The organism is Arthrobacter sp. 05L44 (assembly GCF_056397605.1).
This window is the reverse complement of sequence record NZ_JBFTNS010000002.1, coordinates 710,529-727,741: the sequence shown is the minus strand read 5'-3', so window position 1 is coordinate 727,741 and position 17,213 is coordinate 710,529. Positions and strand designations below refer to the sequence as shown.

Here is a 17,213-nt window from a genome sequence, read left to right as displayed (position 1 = left end):
CATAACTCTAACCTTCAACTCGAAGGTTAAGGTTCAGGTCTCAAGCCCAACTCCATCAGTTTTCGCAATAGAACACGAACAAGGGACACGTAACGTGGCAGCTCCGCAGAATTACTTGGCCGTCATCAAGGTCGTCGGCATCGGCGGCGGTGGCGTGAACGCAGTCAACCGAATGATCGAGGTCGGTCTTCGCGGCGTCGAATTCATCGCCATCAACACCGACGCGCAGGCGCTGCTGATGAGCGATGCCGACGTCAAGCTCGACGTCGGACGTGAGCTGACCCGCGGCCTGGGAGCCGGTGCGAATCCTGAGGTTGGCCGGCAGGCTGCCGAGGACCACGCCGACGAAATCGAAGAGGTCATCCGGGGCGCAGACATGGTCTTCGTGACCGCAGGCGAGGGCGGCGGCACCGGCACCGGCGGCGCGCCCGTCGTGGCCCGCATCGCGCGCTCCCTCGGCGCCCTGACCATCGGCGTCGTCACCCGCCCGTTCACCTTCGAAGGACGCCGCCGCGCCGGCTCCGCCGAAGCCGGCATCGACGCCCTGCGCGACGAGGTCGACACCCTGATCGTCATCCCGAACGACCGGCTGCTGTCCATCAGCGACCGCAACGTATCGGTACTGGATGCTTTCCGCTCCGCCGACCAGGTCCTGCTCTCCGGCGTTCAGGGCATCACCGATCTGATCACCACCCCCGGCCTGATCAACCTCGACTTCGCCGACGTCAAGTCCGTGATGCAGGGTGCAGGTTCCGCCCTCATGGGCATCGGCTCGGCCCGCGGCGAAGACCGCGCGGTCAAAGCCGCGGAACTGGCCATCGCCTCGCCGCTGCTCGAAGCGTCCATCGATGGCGCCCACGGCGTCCTGCTCTCCATCCAGGGTGGCTCGGACCTCGGCCTGTTCGAAATCAACGAAGCCGCCCGCCTGGTGCAGGAAGTGGCACACCCGGAGGCCAACATCATCTTCGGCGCCGTGATCGACGACGCCCTGGGTGACGAGGCCCGCGTGACCGTGATCGCCGCAGGCTTCGACGACGTCAAGGCCACGTCGCCGTCCATGGACCAGTCGCAGCCTGCTCCGGCGCGTCCGGTGGCAGCTGCCCCGGCACCCGCCCAGGCACCCGCTTCGGCACCGGCGCAGCCCATGCACGCCGGCGTCGGCGCCTCCGGACTGAGCAACTGGGGCCAGCAGCGGCCCTCCGCTGTTCCGGCGGACTCCGGGTTCGACCTCGACCTGCCTTCCGTGGTCGAGCCGGACCTCTCCGGCCGCCACTCGGACGACCTGGATGTGCCCGACTTCCTGAAGTAGTCCCGGGCCTGCATTCAGCAAGCAGCAATCAGCACCATGGCACTGCCTCCGGCAGTGCCATGGTGCTTTCTAGGGTTACGGTGTTTGGTATGGCTTTTATGATGATTCCGTCTCCCACAGGGATGGTGCACTAAGTGTTCTCATGGCAAGCGGAGGTACGGCCCGGCGTCTGGGTGGCGTTTACTGACGTGGGAGCAGGCAATCTGGCGCTCCATGTCGGGGATGGCCCCGAGGCGGTGCATCAGCGCCGCAGGGCACTTGAGCAGGCCGCGGGCCTGGGCTCCCGCACCTTCCAGTACATGAACCAGGTCCATGGCCGCGAGGTGGCGGTCCTGCCGGCCGGGCAGCCTGCACCGGAGTCCGGCAAGGGTCCGGCGCCGACCGCCGACGCCATGGTCTCCACCGGCCAGCCAATGGCCGTTATGGTGGCGGACTGCGTACCGATCGTGCTCGCGGGGGAGGGCGCTGCCGGCGCCCCGGTGCTCGGTGTTGTCCATGCTGGCAGGCCCGGCCTGGCTAACGGGGTTGTGCCCGCGGCGGTGGCGCAGATGCAGGCGCTGGGAGCCACGGGCATCAGCGCCTGGATCGGCCCGTCCATCTGCGGCAAGTGCTACGAGGTTCCGGAGGGGATGCGCGCTGACGTCGCGGCCGTTGTCCCGGACGCCTGGTGCACCACCTCCCAGGGCACGCCCGGCCTGGACCTGCCCGCAGGGGTGCGCAGCCAGCTGGAGGCAGCGGGAGTGAGCGTCGAATACTCCGGCGGCTGCACGCTGGAGGACGCGGACCTGTACTCCTACCGTCGCAACAACCAGACGGGCCGGTTCGCCGGGCTGGTCTGGACTGCGCCCGCGGCAACGGGAGCAACGACGTGACCGCGCCCGCCGCGAACGGCGACCCGCGGCTCGCCGAGCTGCGCGGAAAGCTTGAGGCTGTCAGGCAGAGGATCGACGCGGCGGTAGCCGGCGCCGGGCGGCCGGGCCCTGCGCCCCAACTGATTGTTGTCACCAAGTTCCACCCGGCCGACGACGTCGCCCGGCTGGCGGCGCTCGGCGTTACCGACGTGGGGGAAAACCGCGACCAGGAAGCCGCCGGGAAAGCCGCCCGCCTGCACGAGTTGCCGCTGCGCTGGCACTTCATCGGCCAGCTGCAGAGCAACAAGGCTAAGTCCGTCGTGAAGTACGCCCACGCCGTGCACTCCGTAGACCGCGCCCAGCTGGTCACCGCGCTGGATAAGGCCGTGCTCGCCGAGCAGGACCGCACCGGCCGCGCCAACCTCGACTGCTACATCCAGGTCAGCCTCGACGGCGCCGCCGACGGCCACCGCGGCGGGGCGCTGCCTGCGGACGTCCCGGCGCTGGCCGGACTGGTGGCCTCGGCCGCCGGGCTGCGGCTGGCCGGCGTGATGGCCGTCGCGCCGCTGGGCGCCGCCCCGGACGCCGCATTCGAAAAACTCGCGGGGATCTCCGCCAGGCTCCGCGCCGACCATCCGCAGGCCACGGGCATTTCCGCCGGGATGAGCCAGGACCTCGAGGCCGCCATCCGTTTCGGAGCGACACACCTTCGAATTGGCTCCGATATTCTCGGTCCGCGCCCGGCGTTGGGGTAGGTTCAACGTATTGGAAGGTAATGGCGGGGATTCCAATGAAGTGATTCAGGTCAGTGACTCCAGTACTGTCAGGTCACTAAGCGGCCCGCACACGGACACGATTAGGAGTCGACCATGGCTGGCGCTCTGCGCAAGACAATGATCTATCTTGGGCTCGCTGACGGCGACGAACACTACGAGTCCGAGCATCACACACTGCACAAGGATGAGGACGATTCGATGGAGCACGACCGCGAGGAGCGCCGCGCCCCGGCCCCCATCCGCGAAGCCCCCCGGGACGAGCCCTACGCCGCTGAAGAGGAATACCGCGCACCCGTGACACCGATCAAGCGAGCGGCCGCGAGCCGCGAAGAAACCACCGGCCTCCGGCAGATCACCACGATCCACCCCCGGTCGTACAACGATGCCAAACTCATCGGTGAGAGCTTCCGCGACGGCATCCCCGTCATCATGAATGTCACCGACATGGGCGAAGCCGACGCCAAGCGCCTGGTCGACTTCTCCGCGGGCCTGGTATTCGGCCTGCGCGGCAGCATCGAACGGGTGACCAACAAGGTGTTCCTGCTCTCGCCGTCGTACGTCGAAGTGATTGGCGACGACAAGAAGGCCAGCGAAACGACGGCCTCCTTCTTCAACCAAAGCTAGTCCGGGATTCCGGTTCGGATGCCAGGCAGGGAAACCTGCCTGGCATCCGTGCTGACGGATCCGTGTTGGAATAGACGTGGTGGAATAGATGGGCAAACAGTCAGGCTACTGCGGTATCCGGAATGATCATGGAGATATGAGCTAACTCATGGGAATTGTTTTCGGACTCATCTATATCGCGCTGCTGCTGTTTTTCGTGGCCCTGATCATCCGGCTGATCTTCGACTGGGTTCAGATGTTCGCCCGGAGCTGGCGTCCGCGCGGTGTAGCGCTCGTCACCGCCCACACTGTCTACTCCGTCACAGACAAACCCCTCAAACTGCTCGGCCGGATCCTCCCGCCGCTGCGGCTCGGCGGAATCTCGCTGGACCTGGCGTTCCTGGTGCTCTTCCTGGCCGTGTCCGTGGCCATGGGAATCGCCAGGTACTTCACCTACGCGCAGCCGATCGCCACATGACCGGCCGGCGGACCACGACCGCCGGCCAAAAAGATAAAAACTCCGGTTTGACACTGCGGTGTTGAATTAGAGGAACCAGACCATATTTAGGTACCGTAGTTTTGACGGCCGGAAGGCCTACTGACTAACTAGACCAACGAGGTGACCAGATGGCTTTGACGCCAGAAGACGTTGTCAACAAGCGCTTTCAGCCGACCAAGTTCCGCGAGGGCTACGACCAGGACGAAGTTGATGACTTCCTGGACGAGATCGTCGTCGAACTGCGACGCCTGAACCAGGAGAACGACGAGCTCCGCAAGAAGCTCGCCGAAGCCGGTTCCGGCACGGCCGCCAGCTCCGCCGCTGGCGCTCCCGTTGTGGAGAAGGTGCCTGCACCCGTCAAGGCCGAGAAGGAAGACCGCGCCAAGGCAGAAGCCGAAGCAAAGGCCGCCGAAGCCGCTGAAGCCGCCAAGAAGAAGGAAGCCGAGAAGGCTCCCGCCCCGGCAGCAGCCCCGGCTCCCGTCGCCGCCACCGCGTCCGCCGAGTCCGCCGCAGGCCTGCTGGCCATGGCGCAGCAGATGCACGACAAGCACGTCTCCGACGGCGAGCAGCAGCGCGACAAGATCATCGCCGAAGCGCAGATCGAAGCCAGCAGCCTGGTCAACGACGCGCAGGAAAAGTCCCGCAAGATCCTTGGTGCCCTCGAGCAGCAGCGCTCCGTGCTGGAACGCAAGGTCGAGCAGCTCCGCGGCTTCGAGCGCGACTACCGCTCACGCCTGAAGGCCTACATCGAAGGCCAGCTGCGCGACCTGGACGCCCGTGGTTCGGTGGCGGCCCCCGAGGTCGAAGCCAACTAGGACGTTTTACCCGTATTCTGAAAGCCGGTGGCAGAGGACTCCTCCGCCACCGGCTTTTGGCATTAACCGCCGCCTCCCGGCCTCCCTCGCGGGAAGCGCCCGCCGGTGGTACGCCTCAGCCACCACCGGCACCGGAACGAAAGCACTATGACTGACGCACCAACCCCAGACGCCGCCCAGCCCGCGGACGCCGCCCAGCCCGCTCCCGTGGAAGCACTGCCGACGCGCCGGCCGCGGCGGGCGACGCTGCTCACCCTTTTCGCCGGGTTCGCGGTGTTCGCCTACGCGTTCGACCAGCTGACCAAGCTCTGGGTCACGGAAACCATGACCGAGGGGGAGCGGATCCCCGTTCTTCCGCCGCTGCTGCACTGGTACTACATCCGGAACTCCGGCGCCGCGTTCTCCATCGGCGAGAACGTCACCTGGGTCTTCACCATCATCATGGCCGCGGTCTCCGTCGCGATCCTGCTCCAGCTGCGCAAGCTCGGCTCTGCCTGGTGGGCCCTGGCGCTGGGCCTCCTGCTTGGCGGGGCGCTGGGCAACCTGACTGACCGCCTGTTCCGCGAGCCCTCCTTCGCGATGGGCCACGTGGTGGACTTCATCCAGCTGCCCAACTTTGCGATCTTCAACATCGCCGACTCCGCGGTGGTCTCCGCCGTCGTGATCATCTGCCTGCTCACGCTGCGCGGCATCACCCTGGACGGCTCACGGGTGACCGGCGGCCAGGACAAAAAAGCCGCCCCGCCGGCTGCCCGGGACCACAATGTCTGACGCAGTGCCGGCGGAAAACGCCGCCCGGCACTTCACCGTGCCCGAAGAACTTACCGGAGCCCGGGTGGACGCAGGCCTGGCGAAACTTATGGGCATCTCCCGGTCGCAGGCCGCCGCGCTGATCGCGGAGGGCAATGTCAGCAGCCATGGCAAGGCCGTGGGCAAGTCCCTGAAGCTGAGCGCCGGCGTCGGGCTCGACGTCGTCGTCCCGGAGCGCCGGGACCCCCTGGAAGTCGTGGAGGAAGTTGTGGAAGGCCTGAAAATCCTGCTCGACGACGACGAGTTCGTCGTCGTCGACAAGCCCGTTGGGGTCGCTGCCCACCCGTCGCCGGGCTGGGTGGGGCCGACGGTCGTCGGCGGCCTCGCCGGCGCCGGCTACCGGATCTCCACCTCCGGTTCGCCCGAACGTGCCGGCATCGTCCACCGGCTCGACGTCGGGACCTCCGGCGTGATGGTGGTCGCCAAAACCGAGAACGCCTACACGGCGCTCAAGCGGGCCTTCAAGGAGCGCACCGTGGACAAGGTGTACCACGCCGTCGTCCAGGGCCTGCCGGACCCGCTGGCCGGCACCATCGACGCCCCGATCGGACGCCACCCCGGCCACGACTGGCGCTTCGCGGTGATTGAAGACGGCCGCGACTCGGTGACCCACTATGAGGTGCTCGAAGCTTTCGGCAAGGCCTCCCTGGTGGAGGTGCACCTGGAAACGGGCCGCACCCACCAGATCCGGGTGCACTTCTCCGCCCTCCGGCACCCTTGCGCCGGCGACCTGACGTACGGGGCGGACCCCCGGCTCGCCGCCACCCTGGGCCTGACCCGGCAGTGGCTGCACGCCCGTCAGCTGTCGTTCGACCACCCCCGGACGGGGGAGCGGGTCACGGTGACCAGCGAGTACCCGCAAGACCTCAAGTACGCCCTCGAGGTACTGGAGTCAGGCCAGGCGTGACCGGCCGCCGTGCCGGGCACGGAAGTGTCCGCACCCGGCACTAGAATGAGTCGGTGACTTCCAGCAACAACTCGTTCGTCCACCTCCACAACCACACCGAGTACTCCATGTTGGACGGTGCGGCGCGCCTCGGGGAACTCTTCGATGAGACCGAACGGCTGGGCATGCCCGCCCTGGCCACCACGGACCACGGGTACCTCTTCGGGGCGTTCGACTTCTGGAAACGGGCCACGGACAAGGGCATCAAGCCGATCATCGGCGTCGAGGCTTACGTCACGCCCGGCACCGCACGCACGGATAAGACCCGGGTGCGCTGGGGCGAAGAGAACCAGCGCAAGGACGACATCTCCGGCGGTGGCGCCTACACCCACATGACCCTGCTGAGCTACAACAACGCCGGCATGCGGAACCTCTTCCGGGCCTCCTCGATTGCCTCCCTGGACTCGGTGTTCGGCAAATGGCCCCGCCTGGACCGGGAACTGCTCAACACGTACTCCGAGGGCCTGATCGCCACCACCGGCTGCCCGTCCGGCGAAGTCCAGACACGGCTCAGGCTGGGGCAGTACCGCGAGGCCGTGGAGGCCGCAGCCGAGTTCCGCGACATCTTCGGGGCCGAGAACTACTTCTGCGAACTCATGGACCACGGCCTGGACATTGAGCGCCGCGTCACGGGCGACCTGCTGCGGCTGGCCAAGGAACTGAACCTGCCCCTGGTGGCCACCAACGACCTTCACTACACCCACGAACACGACGCCAAGGCGCACGAGGCCCTGCTGGCCATCCAGTCCGGGTCCACCCTGCTGGAACCGACCTACGACAACGGCGGCTCACGGTTCGCCTTCTCCGGCAGCGGCTACTACCTGAAGTCCCCGCAGGAGATGCGCGAGCTGTTCCGCGACCACCCCGACGCCTGCGACAACACACTGCTGATCGCCGAGCGCTGCGAAGTCTCGTTCAACACCGGCGCCAACTACATGCCGCGCTTCCCCTGCCCCGAGGGTGAGGACGAGACGTCGTGGCTGGTCAAGGAAGTGGACAAGGGACTCCACTACCGCTACCCGAAGGGCATTCCGGACAAGGTCCGCCAGCAGGCCGACTATGAGCTGGAAGTCATCACGTCCATGGGCTTCCCCGGCTACTTCCTGGTGGTGGCCGACTTCATCAACTGGGCCAAGAACAACGGCATCCGCGTGGGCCCCGGCCGTGGTTCGGGTGCCGGCTCCATGGTGGCGTACGCGATGCGCATCACCGACCTCGACCCGCTGCACCACGGCCTGATCTTCGAGCGGTTCCTGAACCCGGACCGCGTCTCCATGCCTGACTTCGACGTCGACTTCGATGACCGGCGCCGTTCCGAGGTCATCGACTACGTGACACGCAAGTACGGTGACGAGCGTGTGGCCATGATCGTCACCTACGGCACCATCAAGACCAAGCAGGCCCTCAAGGACTCCTCCCGTGTGCTCGGCTATCCCTTCAGCATGGGCGAGACGCTGACCAAGGCGCTGCCGCCCGCCGTGATGGCCAAGGACATCCCCCTGGCGGACATCCAGAACCCGGAGGCCAAACGCTACGGCGAGGCCGGCGACTTCCGGCAGCTGATCTCCACGGACCCCGAAGCCGCGAAGGTCTTCGAGACCGCGCTCGGCATCGAGGGCCTGAAGCGGCAATGGGGCGTCCACGCCGCCGGTGTGATCATGTCCTCGGACCCCATCATCGACGTCATCCCGATCATGCGCCGGTTCCAGGACGGCCAGGTCATCACGCAGTTCGATTACCCGACGTCCGAGGGCCTCGGCCTGATCAAGATGGACTTCCTGGGCCTGCGGAACCTGACCATCATTTCCGACGCCCTCGAAAACATCACCATGAACCGCGGGATCGAGCTGGACCTCGAATCCCTGGAGCTGGACGACGCCGCATCCTATGAGCTGCTGGCCCGAGGCGACACCCTGGGCGTGTTCCAGCTCGACGGCGGCCCCATGCGGTCACTGCTGAAGCTCATGAAGCCTGACAACTTCGAAGACATCTCCGCCGTCCTGGCCCTCTACCGGCCGGGACCCATGGGCGCCAACGCGCACACGGACTATGCGCTGCGCAAGAACGGCATCCAGGAGGTCATCCCGATCCACCCGGAGCTGAAGGAACCGCTGGCCGAAATCCTCGGCGGCACCTACGGGCTGATCGTGTACCAGGAGCAGGTGATGGCCGTGGCGCAGAAGCTCGCCGGCTACAGCCTGGGCCAGGCCGACATCCTGCGCCGCGCCATGGGCAAGAAGAAGAAGTCGGAACTGGACAAGCAGTTCGCCGGCTTCTCCCAGGGCATGCAGGACAACGGCTACTCCATGGCCGCCGTGAAGACGCTGTGGGACATCCTGCTGCCCTTCTCCGACTACGCCTTCAACAAGGCGCACTCGGCGGCCTACGGTGTGATCTCCTACTGGACCGCGTACCTGAAGGCGCACTACGCCCCGGAGTACATGGCCGCACTGCTGACCTCCGTGGGGGACGACAAGGACAAATCGGCCATTTACCTCAACGAGTGCCGCCGGATGGGCATCACGGTGCTGCCGCCGGACGTCAACGAATCGGCGCTCAACTTCACCCCGGTCGGGAACGACATCCGCTTCGGCATGGGTGCCATCCGCAACGTCGGTGCCAACGCCGTCGACGCCATGGTGGCCGCGCGCGAACGCGAAGGGGCGTACACCTCCTTCAAGGATTACCTGATGAAGGTCCCGGCGGTGGTCTGCAACAAGCGCACCATCGAATCGCTGATCAAGGCCGGCGCTTTCGACTCCCTGGGCCACCACCGCCGGGCCCTGGCCATGATCCACGAAGAAGCCATCGACTCGGTGATCACGCTCAAGCGCAACGAGGCCATCGGGCAGTTCGACCTGTTCGCGGGCATCGACGACACCGAATCAGAGTCCTCGCTGAGCATCGAGATTCCCGAGCTGCCCGAGTGGGAGAAAAAGGACAAACTCTCCTTCGAACGGGACATGCTCGGCCTCTACGTCTCGGACCACCCGCTGCAGGGCCTCGAAGGCCTCCTCAGCCAGCATGCCGACCAGTCGATCACCTCGATCATCGCCGAGGACGGACCGCACGACGGCGCCATCATTACCATCGCGGGCATGATCACCTCGCTGAGCCGGCGCATCGCCAAGGCCAGTGGCAACGCCTACGCCCGCGCCGAGATCGAGGACCTCGGCGGTTCCGTGGAGGTGATGTTCTTCGGGCAGGTCTACGGGCCGATCGCCTCCGTCCTGGCCGAGGACCTGATCGTGGTCGTCAAGGGACGGCTGCAGCGGCGCGACGACGGCGCCGTCGCCCTCAACTGCATGGAACTCTCCGTGCCGGACCTCAGCGAGGGCCTCGACGGGCCCCTGGTCATCACCATGCCGACGCACAAGGCCACCGAGGCCGTGGTCAACGAACTCGGTTACGTGCTGCGGACCCACCGCGGCAAGTCGGAGGTCCGGCTGCACCTGCACGGCGACTCCCGCGTGGAGGTTATGGGCCTGCCCGTGCACCTGCGCGTCAACCCCAGCCCGTCCCTGTTCGGGGACCTGAAGGTTCTCCTCGGCCCGACCTGCCTGGACAGCTAGGCCCGCCTACCGGCTAGATCTCGTAATCGAGCGGCACGGGCTGGCTGTAGCTGCCCCCGTGATAGAGCAGCGGGGCGCCCTCGCCGCCGATGGCGCCGTCGACCACCTCGACCACTACTACGGCGTTGTTCTCAAAGGACAGCCGCATCTGGATTTTGCCGATCAGCCAGCCGGACACGTCCTTGAGGACCGGGACCCCGTGCGGGCCGAGCTCCCAGTGGTCGCCCTCGAAGCGGTTCCGGGTCCTTGCGAAGCGGTCGGCGAGTTCCTGGTTCTCCAGCCCCAGCATATGCACGCCGATATAGCTGGAGTTGGCCACCGCGGGCCAGGAGCTGGAGGTGCGGGCCATGTTGAAGGTGAAGCGTGGCGGCCGGGCGGACAGGGAGGCTACCGAGGTTGCAGTGAAACCGTAGGGCACGCCATCCAGGTTCGCCGTAATGATGGCGACGCCCGCCGCGTGCCGGCGGAACATCTCCTTGAAAGTTCCTTCAAAGGCTTCTTCGGCTGATGCCACTGTGGTTCATCTCCCTGCGCTTGCGACTGGTACTCACTGCCAGCGTATTCCGGCAGGGCGGCCCGCGGTATTCGGCCTTCACCATTTAGTCATCCGGGCGTCACGTATCGGGCGCCGGCGTAATGTCCTGCGGCCCGGAAACCTTTGTTAAGGTTTGTTGCATGACACAACCCGCGGTGCACGTTCCCGTTGACCACCACGACGGCGCCCCGGGCTCCGCTGTGCCCGGCCCGGACTTCCACCGCGTTCCGTGGCGGGCGCTGGCCGTGATCGCTGCGGCCGGTGTTCCGGTCGGGCTGCTGTGGTGGCTGCTGGCACCCACGGGCCTGAACCTCATCACCCGGGACCCGGCGCTGGGGGCGGGAAGCAACCCCGCCGCCTGGTTGCCCCGGGACCTCGTCCTCGCCGGGCTGTTCCTGCTGGCAGGCTGCCTGTCCGGGGTCTTCCTCGCCGGCAACCGGCCCGCCCGGCTGGGGACTGCGACGGTGATCCTGGCCGTCGCAGCCGGCGCCGCCGGCGCGTTGCTGGCGTGGGGGACCGGGGTTCTGGCGGGCAGCATCTGGGGCGCGGCCGAGGACACCTCGGCCAGCGCCAGCATCGCGTTCTCGCTCCGGGCTTACGCCATGCTGGTCATTTGGCCAGCCGCCATCGCCCTCGCGATTTTCTTCTCCACGGTCTTTGCCAAGTCCGAGCCCGGACCGGGACCGGACGCCTGAACCGCGGGCGGCCCTGCGCCGCGTAGCAGCGTCCGGAGGCCAACGCAGCGGCGCGTAAAATGGACGAGTGACCCCATCTGCTGACAGCACCGTCCCTTCCGCCGCCGCGCCCACAGCCCCCACCCTCGACTTCCGCACCGTCGACGTGCGCGGCCAGCGGCTCTCCCTCGCGGGGCTGCGGGCCGCCGTTCCGCGGGCGCAGCACGGCACCGTGGCCGACGCCGAGCAAAAGGTCCAGGACATCATCACCGCGGTCCGGTCGCGGGGCTTCGCGGCGCTCAGTGAGCTCGCGCTGGCGTTCGACGGCGTGGAACAGTCCCATCCGCGGGTCCCGGCGGAGGCGCTGAAGGCAGCCCTGGACGGGCTTGATCCCGCCGTGCGCGCCGCGCTTGAGGAGTCCATCCGCCGGGCCCGGCGCTTCGCCGACGCCCAGCGCCCGGCGGACACCGACGTAGAACTCGGCGAGGGCGCCGTGGTGAGCCAGAACTGGGTTCCGGTGGCCCGCGTGGGCCTCTACGTCCCGGGCGGCCTGGCGGTCTACCCGTCCTCGGTCATCATGAACGTCGTCCCGGCGCTGGCAGCCGGCGTCGAATCCATCGCCCTGGCCTCGCCGCCACAGAAGAACTTTGGCGGGCTGCCGCACCCCACCATCCTGGCGGCCGCATGCCTGCTCGGCATCGACGAGGTCTATGCGATCGGCGGCGCCCAGGCCATCGCCGCCTTCGCCTACGGTATTCCCGGGGGAGCGGAGGACGGGCCCGGCATCGACCCGGTCGACGTCGTGACCGGGCCCGGGAACATCTTCGTGGCCACGGCCAAACGGCTGGTCAAGGGCGCCGTGGGCATCGACTCCGAGGCGGGCACCACCGAGATCGCCATCCTGGCCGACGCCACAGCACGCCCGTCGCTGGTCGCGGCCGACCTCATCAGCCAGGCCGAACACGATCCGCAGGCCGCCTCCGTGCTGTTCACCGACTCCGAGGCCCTCGCGGCCGCAGTCCGGGACGAGCTCGAGGTCCAGGCCGCCGCCACCAAGCACAGCGCCAGGGTCCGGCGGGCCCTCTCCGGACCGCAATCCGGCGTCGTCCTGGTTGAGGACCTGGAGCAGGGGATCGCTGCCTGCGACGCCTACGCTGCCGAGCACCTCGAAATCATGACCGCCGACGCCGCCGGTGTGGCGGCCCGGATCCGCAACGCCGGCGCCATCTTCGTGGGTGACTACAGTCCGGTGAGCCTGGGCGACTACTGCGCGGGGTCCAACCACGTGCTGCCCACCAGCGGCACGGCCGCCTTCTCCTCCGGGCTGAACGTGACCACCTTCCTGCGGGCCATCCAGGTGATCAACTACAGCGAGAGCGCCCTCGCTGAAGTCCGGGGCCACATCGTCAGCCTCTCGGGAGCCGAGGACCTGCCCGCCCACGGCGAGGCCGTGACCGCACGTTTCGCGGCGGGCAGCTAGAGGGCCACTATCCCGCCAGACCACTACATGTAGTAATTACAGGCTTGTTATTTAGCAATATCTAGTCGTAAACTGATCCCGGACGCGCCATGCAGTGCGCGCCGGCCGCGCATGGAATCCACTACTTTGGGCCTCGCGGGCAGATCCGAGATCCAGGTTGCGGCAGGGGAGGAAACAACGTGTATTGCCCGTTCTGCCGTAACCCTGATTCCCGTGTGGTGGACAGCCGCATCGCCGACGACGGCTCGGCTATCCGCCGCCGCCGTCAGTGCCCCGAATGCGGACGCCGGTTCACCACTGTGGAGACCACCAGCCTGACCGTGATCAAACGCTCCGGCGTTGGCGAGCCGTTCAGCCGCAGCAAGGTCATCAACGGTGTGCGGAAAGCCTGCCAAGGCCGTCCCGTGACCGAGGACGACCTCGCGATGCTGGCGCAGGAAGTCGAAGAGACCATTAGGGCCGCCGGCGCAGCCGAGATTGACGCCCACGAGGTGGGCCTTGCAATCCTCAGCCCTTTGCAGCGCCTCGACGAAGTTGCGTACTTGCGCTTCGCGAGCGTCTACCAGGCGTTTGAGTCCCTGGAAGATTTTGAGTCCGCCATCGCCCAGCTCCGCCGTGAGGCCGAGTCCAAGGGACGCGACGGCAAGAGCGCGCAAAAGAGCCCGCTCTAGGCTCAGCCAAGTTCCGGTGGTGGCAGCGGAGGGGAAGCCGCGGCCACCACCGGCTCCAATTTTTCCGGCTACTTAGCCAGCTTGTGCGTCAGCGCAACCTCGATGGCGGCGCCCACGATGCCGGCGTCGTTCTTCAGCTCCGCCGGGACGATCGGCGTCCGCAGCGACATGTGCGGCAGGTATTCGTCGGCCCGCTTGGAAATGCCGCCGCCCACGATGAACAGTTCCGGGGAGAAAAGGAACTCGACGTGGGAGAAGTAGCGCTGCAGCAGCACACTGTATTCGGTCCAGCTCAGGCCGTCCCGCTCACGGGCGACGGCGGAGGCCTTGCTCTCGGCGTCGAAACCGTCGATTTCCAGGTGGCCCAGCTCGGCGTTCGGGACAAGCTTGCCGTTGAAGATGAAGGCTGAGCCGATGCCCGTGCCCAGGGTGATGACCAGGACCGTGCCGTGGACGCCCTCACCGGCGCCGTAGCGGGCCTCGGCCAGGCCGGCGGCATCGGCGTCGTTGATGACCTCGACAGGGCGGCCCAGGCGCGCCGTCAGCATGGCGTCAATGTCCAGGTTCAGCCAGGAGTTATCCACGTTCGCTGTCGAGTGGACCACACCGTGCTGGATGATGCCGGGGAAGGTCACGCCCACTGGGGTGTCGGCGGCAGGGGCGCCGGAGCGCTTGGACAGCTCGCTGACCACCTGTGCCACCACCTCGGCGACGGCCTCCGGGGTGGAGGGCTGCGGGGTGGGCACGCGGAGCCGGTCGCCGACGAGCTTGCCCTTTTTGAGGTCAACGATGCCGCCCTTGATGCCGGTGCCACCGATGTCGATGCCGATCAGCGGGGCGTTCTTCTTCGACTTCTCGTCCTTCTTGGCCAATGGGATTCCGTTCGTGGCAGGGGAGGGGTGGGCTTAAAGGGGTGGTGCGTGGATCAGGGGAGGGTCAGGACCTCGGCGCCGGACTCGGTGACCAGCAGCGTGTGTTCGAACTGCGCCGTGCGCTTGCGGTCGCGGGTGACCACCGTCCAGTCGTCGGCCCACATGTCCCAGTCGACGGTGCCGAGGGTCAGCATCGGCTCGATGGTGAACACCATACCGGCCTCCATCACGGTGTTGTAGGCCGGGGCGGCGTCGTAGTGCGGGATGATCAGGCCGGTGTGGAAAGCCTCGCCCACGCCGTGTCCGGTGAAGTCACGGACCACGCCGTAGCCGAACCGTTTGGCGTAGGACTCGATGGTCCGGCCGATAACGTTGATTTCCCGGCCCGGGGCCACGGCGCGGATGGCCCGGCGCAGTGATTCCTCGGTGCGCTCGACCAGCAGGCGGGACTCCTCGTCGACGTCGCCGACGAGGAACGTGAAGTTGGTGTCGCCGTGCACTCCGCCGATGAAGGCCGTGATGTCGATGTTGAGGATGTCCCCGTCCTGAACCACGGTGCTGTCCGGAATGCCGTGGCAGATGACCTCATTCAGCGAGGAACACAGGGACTTCGGAAAGCCCCGGTAGCCCAGCGTGGACGGGTACGCCCTGTGGTCGAGCAGGAACTCATGGCCCACCCGGTCCAACTGGTCCGTGGTGACGCCCGGGGCGATGTGCTTGCCCACCTCCACAATGGCCTGGGCAGCGATCCGGGACGCGATGCGGATCTTCTCCACCGTCTCGGCCGACTTGACCTCTGAGCCCGTGAACTTGGCCGGGGCGGGCTTACCCACGTATTCGGGGCGCGCAATGGAAGCCGGCACGGCAAGCTGGGGACTGACTGTTCCCGGGCCGAGGGTGCCAATGGGTGCAGTCGAGGTGAGGGAAGGCATAGATTGATTCTATAAGCCCCCGGCCACAGGCCGGAAAAGAGGGGCCGGAAAGCACCTACGCAGAAGGAGATCCAATGCCCGAGTATTGGTACAACGTCAACACCCACGAGATCGAGGAAGACGCGATGTCCGACTGGAGCCAGCTGATCGGCCCTTACAAGACCCGAGAAGAAGCCGAACATGCCCTCGAGAAGGTCAAGGCCCGCAATGACGCCTGGGAAAAGGGCGACGACGACTAAGCTCCAGCCGGAAATCCGTTCGCAGGAATTTCCACCCACATCCGAATACCGGGACGGCAGGTCCCACTAGGAGGCACATCATGGCCGAACTTATGCCGGGATATGCGGGTAAGTGGCGGTTCGACCCCACCCACACCCGGATTGGCTTTTCCACCCGGCACGCAATGGTGACGAAGGTGCGCGGAGCATTCAACGACTTCGAGGGCCTCATCACCGTGGATCCGGAACACCCGGACCGCTCAGCAGTCGAGCTCACCGTCCAGGTGGCCAGCATCGACACCCGTAATGCCGACCGTGATCAGCACCTGCGGACCAACGACTTCTTCGACGCCCCGCAGTTCCCCACCATCGTGTTTAAGAGCAGCCGGGTGGACCAGGTCGACGAGGGGCACTTCATCGTCAGCGGCGAGGTGACCATCCGCGGCGTGACCAAGGAAATTTCGATCCCGCTGGACTTCATCGGCGTCGAGAAGGACCCCATGGGCAACCTCCGGGCCGGTTTCGAGGGTTCGCGCCGCATTGACCGCCAGGACTTTGGCCTGAAATGGAATACGGCCCTGGACTCCGGCGGCGTGCTGGTGTCGGACAAGATCACACTGGAATTCGAGGTGTCCGCCATCAAAGTCGACGACGGCGCCGCCAACGACGCGTAGCCCGCCGGTATCACAGGGGACCCCGGTCCGGGGCGCCCGCTAGAAGGAGTGCTCCGGGCCGGGGAACTGGCCCGAACGGACGTCGTCGCCGTAGGCCTTGGCGGCGTCGGAGAGCGTGGTCCGCAGATCAGCGTACTGCTTCACGAACTTGGCCATCTTCCCGCCGCGCAGCCCGGCCATATCCTGCCAGACAAGCACCTGGCCGGTGGTCGCGCTTCCGGCCCCAATGCCGATGGTGGGTACCTCGACGGCGGCGTCCACGGCAGCCGCCGTCGGTGCCGGCACCATTTCCATCAGCACGCAGAACGCCCCGGCGTCCGCCAGCGCGACGGCGTCGTCGATCAGCCGCTGGGCGTCGTCGCCCCGGCCCTGGACCCTGTAGCCGCCGAGGGCGTGTTCGCTTTGCGGCGTGAAACCGATGTGCGCCATCACCGGGATCCCGGCCTGGACCATGGCCCGGACCGTCCCGGCGTAGAACTTTCCGCCTTCGATCTTGACGGCGTGCGCGAGCCCCTCCTTCAGGAAGCGGACTCCTGTGGCCACCGCCTGTTCGGCTGAAACCTCGTAGCTGCCGAACGGCAGGTCCGCCACCACCAGGGCGCGCCGGGCGGAACGGGCCACGGCGCGGCAGAGCGGGAGGAGCTCGTCGACGGTGACCGGGAGGCTGGTCTCGTTGCCGAAGACGTTGTTGGACGCCGAATCGCCCACCAGCAGCACCTCGATGCCGGCCTGATCGAAGATCTCGGCCGTGTACTGGTCGTAGGCCGTCAGCATGGCGAAGCGATCGCCGTTGAGCTTCGCCTGCCGCAGGTGGTGGGTGCGGATCCGGGCCGCCGGCTTCGTAGCGCCGGCTTTGGCGCCGCTGTCCTGGCCGCCGCCGCCGTCCGGTGCGGGAGCCGCCGCGGCGGGGCCGTTCCCGTACGGGGCGGCGAGTTCGGCGGGCACATTGGATTCGGGGCTGCTGCTGGGGGCCATG

At 66.9% G+C, this 17,213-nt stretch carries 18 protein-coding genes; 14 read left to right on the top strand and 4 right to left on the bottom strand.

The window, feature by feature from the left end:
* Window positions 1-94: 94 nt before the first annotated feature.
* From ftsZ to dnaE, 9 genes are all read left to right on the top strand, one after another.
* Window positions 95-1,309: a cell division protein FtsZ gene (gene ftsZ / locus AC1DHY_RS08575; protein ID WP_476903468.1), complete on the top strand. Its 1,215-nt coding sequence runs from the start codon at window positions 95-97 to the stop codon at window positions 1,307-1,309.
* Between the two features lie 134 nt (window positions 1,310-1,443).
* Window positions 1,444-2,181 (top strand): purine nucleoside phosphorylase YfiH/LACC1 family protein, encoded by a 738-nt coding sequence (locus tag AC1DHY_RS08570; protein ID WP_476880241.1) that lies wholly within the window; start codon window positions 1,444-1,446, stop codon window positions 2,179-2,181.
* Window positions 2,178-2,915 (top strand): YggS family pyridoxal phosphate-dependent enzyme, encoded by a 738-nt coding sequence (locus AC1DHY_RS08565; protein ID WP_476880242.1) that lies wholly within the window; start codon window positions 2,178-2,180, stop codon window positions 2,913-2,915. Before AC1DHY_RS08570 ends, AC1DHY_RS08565 begins: the two co-directional genes overlap by 4 nt.
* A 114-nt stretch (window positions 2,916-3,029) precedes the next feature.
* On the top strand, window positions 3,030-3,560 hold the full coding sequence (locus tag AC1DHY_RS08560) for a cell division protein SepF (RefSeq protein WP_476880243.1): 531 nt from the start codon (window positions 3,030-3,032) through the stop codon (window positions 3,558-3,560).
* Between the two features lie 148 nt (window positions 3,561-3,708).
* Complete coding sequence (locus AC1DHY_RS08555; RefSeq protein ID WP_476880244.1) at window positions 3,709-4,017, top strand: YggT family protein; 309 nt, start codon at window positions 3,709-3,711, stop codon at window positions 4,015-4,017.
* A 149-nt stretch (window positions 4,018-4,166) separates the two neighbouring features.
* On the top strand, window positions 4,167-4,853 hold the full coding sequence (locus tag AC1DHY_RS08550; protein WP_476880245.1) for a DivIVA domain-containing protein: 687 nt from the start codon (window positions 4,167-4,169) through the stop codon (window positions 4,851-4,853).
* Window positions 4,854-5,000: 147 nt separating this feature from the next.
* A complete protein-coding gene (lspA, locus tag AC1DHY_RS08545; RefSeq protein WP_476903467.1) occupies window positions 5,001-5,624 on the top strand; it encodes a signal peptidase II in 624 nt (207 codons plus the stop codon).
* Window positions 5,617-6,570, top strand: a complete 954-nt coding sequence (locus AC1DHY_RS08540; protein WP_476878704.1) for an RluA family pseudouridine synthase — start codon at window positions 5,617-5,619, stop codon at window positions 6,568-6,570. Before lspA ends, AC1DHY_RS08540 begins: the two co-directional genes overlap by 8 nt.
* Before the next feature lie 53 nt (window positions 6,571-6,623).
* Entirely contained in the window at window positions 6,624-10,181 is a 3,558-nt protein-coding gene (gene dnaE, locus AC1DHY_RS08535; RefSeq protein WP_476903466.1) for a DNA polymerase III subunit alpha, read from the top strand.
* A 13-nt stretch (window positions 10,182-10,194) separates the two neighbouring features.
* Here the strand turns inward: dnaE and AC1DHY_RS08530 are convergent, their stop codons facing one another.
* Complete coding sequence (locus tag AC1DHY_RS08530) at window positions 10,195-10,653, bottom strand: flavin reductase family protein (protein WP_476878714.1); 459 nt, start codon at window positions 10,651-10,653, stop codon at window positions 10,195-10,197.
* 203 nt (window positions 10,654-10,856) lie between these two features.
* On the opposite strand from AC1DHY_RS08530, the gene AC1DHY_RS08525 reads away from it, so the two are divergent.
* From AC1DHY_RS08525 to nrdR, 3 genes are all read left to right on the top strand, one after another.
* A complete protein-coding gene (locus AC1DHY_RS08525; RefSeq protein ID WP_476878705.1) occupies window positions 10,857-11,411 on the top strand; it encodes a hypothetical protein in 555 nt (184 codons plus the stop codon).
* A gap of 67 nt (window positions 11,412-11,478) precedes the next feature.
* The gene (gene hisD, locus AC1DHY_RS08520; protein WP_476903465.1) at window positions 11,479-12,870 is read left to right on the top strand and encodes a histidinol dehydrogenase; all 1,392 of its coding nucleotides are present in this window, start codon (window positions 11,479-11,481) and stop codon (window positions 12,868-12,870) included.
* Between the two features lie 179 nt (window positions 12,871-13,049).
* Window positions 13,050-13,541 (top strand): transcriptional regulator NrdR, encoded by a 492-nt coding sequence (gene nrdR, locus AC1DHY_RS08515; protein ID WP_476878707.1) that lies wholly within the window; start codon window positions 13,050-13,052, stop codon window positions 13,539-13,541.
* A 68-nt stretch (window positions 13,542-13,609) separates the two neighbouring features.
* On the opposite strand, the gene ppgK is transcribed toward nrdR, so the two are convergent.
* Window positions 13,610-14,413 (bottom strand): polyphosphate--glucose phosphotransferase, encoded by an 804-nt coding sequence (gene ppgK, locus AC1DHY_RS08510; protein ID WP_476878708.1) that lies wholly within the window; start codon window positions 14,411-14,413, stop codon window positions 13,610-13,612.
* A gap of 53 nt (window positions 14,414-14,466) precedes the next feature.
* On the bottom strand, window positions 14,467-15,345 hold the full coding sequence (gene map / locus AC1DHY_RS08505; protein ID WP_476878709.1) for a type I methionyl aminopeptidase: 879 nt from the start codon (window positions 15,343-15,345) through the stop codon (window positions 14,467-14,469).
* Window positions 15,346-15,419: 74 nt separating this feature from the next.
* Here map and AC1DHY_RS08500 point away from each other — a divergent pair, with 74 nt between their 5' ends.
* Both AC1DHY_RS08500 and AC1DHY_RS08495 read left to right on the top strand, forming a co-directional pair.
* Window positions 15,420-15,584, top strand: a complete 165-nt coding sequence (locus AC1DHY_RS08500) for an SPOR domain-containing protein (RefSeq protein WP_476878710.1) — start codon at window positions 15,420-15,422, stop codon at window positions 15,582-15,584.
* A gap of 80 nt (window positions 15,585-15,664) precedes the next feature.
* Complete coding sequence (locus AC1DHY_RS08495; RefSeq protein ID WP_476878711.1) at window positions 15,665-16,237, top strand: YceI family protein; 573 nt, start codon at window positions 15,665-15,667, stop codon at window positions 16,235-16,237.
* Window positions 16,238-16,276: 39 nt separating this feature from the next.
* Here AC1DHY_RS08495 and panB read toward each other — a convergent pair whose 3' ends face one another.
* Window positions 16,277-17,212, bottom strand: coding sequence for a 3-methyl-2-oxobutanoate hydroxymethyltransferase (gene panB / locus AC1DHY_RS08490; protein WP_476878712.1), 936 nt, complete (start codon window positions 17,210-17,212; stop codon window positions 16,277-16,279).
* Window position 17,213: the final 1 nt, after the last annotated feature.

Excerpts from the sequence above, each read along its gene's own strand:
- AC1DHY_RS08560 (WP_476880243.1), top strand. The coding sequence starts at position 3,030 with ATGGCTGGCGCTCTGCGCAAGACAATGATCTATCTTGGGCTCGCTGAC.
- AC1DHY_RS08555 (WP_476880244.1), top strand. The coding sequence starts at position 3,709 with ATGGGAATTGTTTTCGGACTCATCTATATCGCGCTGCTGCTGTTTTTC.
- AC1DHY_RS08550 (WP_476880245.1), top strand. The coding sequence starts at position 4,167 with ATGGCTTTGACGCCAGAAGACGTTGTCAACAAGCGCTTTCAGCCGACC.
- lspA (WP_476903467.1), top strand. The coding sequence starts at position 5,001 with ATGACTGACGCACCAACCCCAGACGCCGCCCAGCCCGCGGACGCCGCC.
- AC1DHY_RS08540 (WP_476878704.1), top strand. The coding sequence starts at position 5,617 with ATGTCTGACGCAGTGCCGGCGGAAAACGCCGCCCGGCACTTCACCGTG.
- AC1DHY_RS08530 (WP_476878714.1), bottom strand. The coding sequence starts at position 10,653 with ATGTTCCGCCGGCACGCGGCGGGCGTCGCCATCATTACGGCGAACCTG.
- AC1DHY_RS08525 (WP_476878705.1), top strand. The coding sequence starts at position 10,857 with ATGACACAACCCGCGGTGCACGTTCCCGTTGACCACCACGACGGCGCC.
- map (WP_476878709.1), bottom strand. The coding sequence starts at position 15,345 with ATGCCTTCCCTCACCTCGACTGCACCCATTGGCACCCTCGGCCCGGGA.
- AC1DHY_RS08500 (WP_476878710.1), top strand. The coding sequence starts at position 15,420 with ATGCCCGAGTATTGGTACAACGTCAACACCCACGAGATCGAGGAAGAC.
- AC1DHY_RS08495 (WP_476878711.1), top strand. The coding sequence starts at position 15,665 with ATGGCCGAACTTATGCCGGGATATGCGGGTAAGTGGCGGTTCGACCCC.
- panB (WP_476878712.1), bottom strand. The coding sequence starts at position 17,212 with ATGGCCCCCAGCAGCAGCCCCGAATCCAATGTGCCCGCCGAACTCGCC.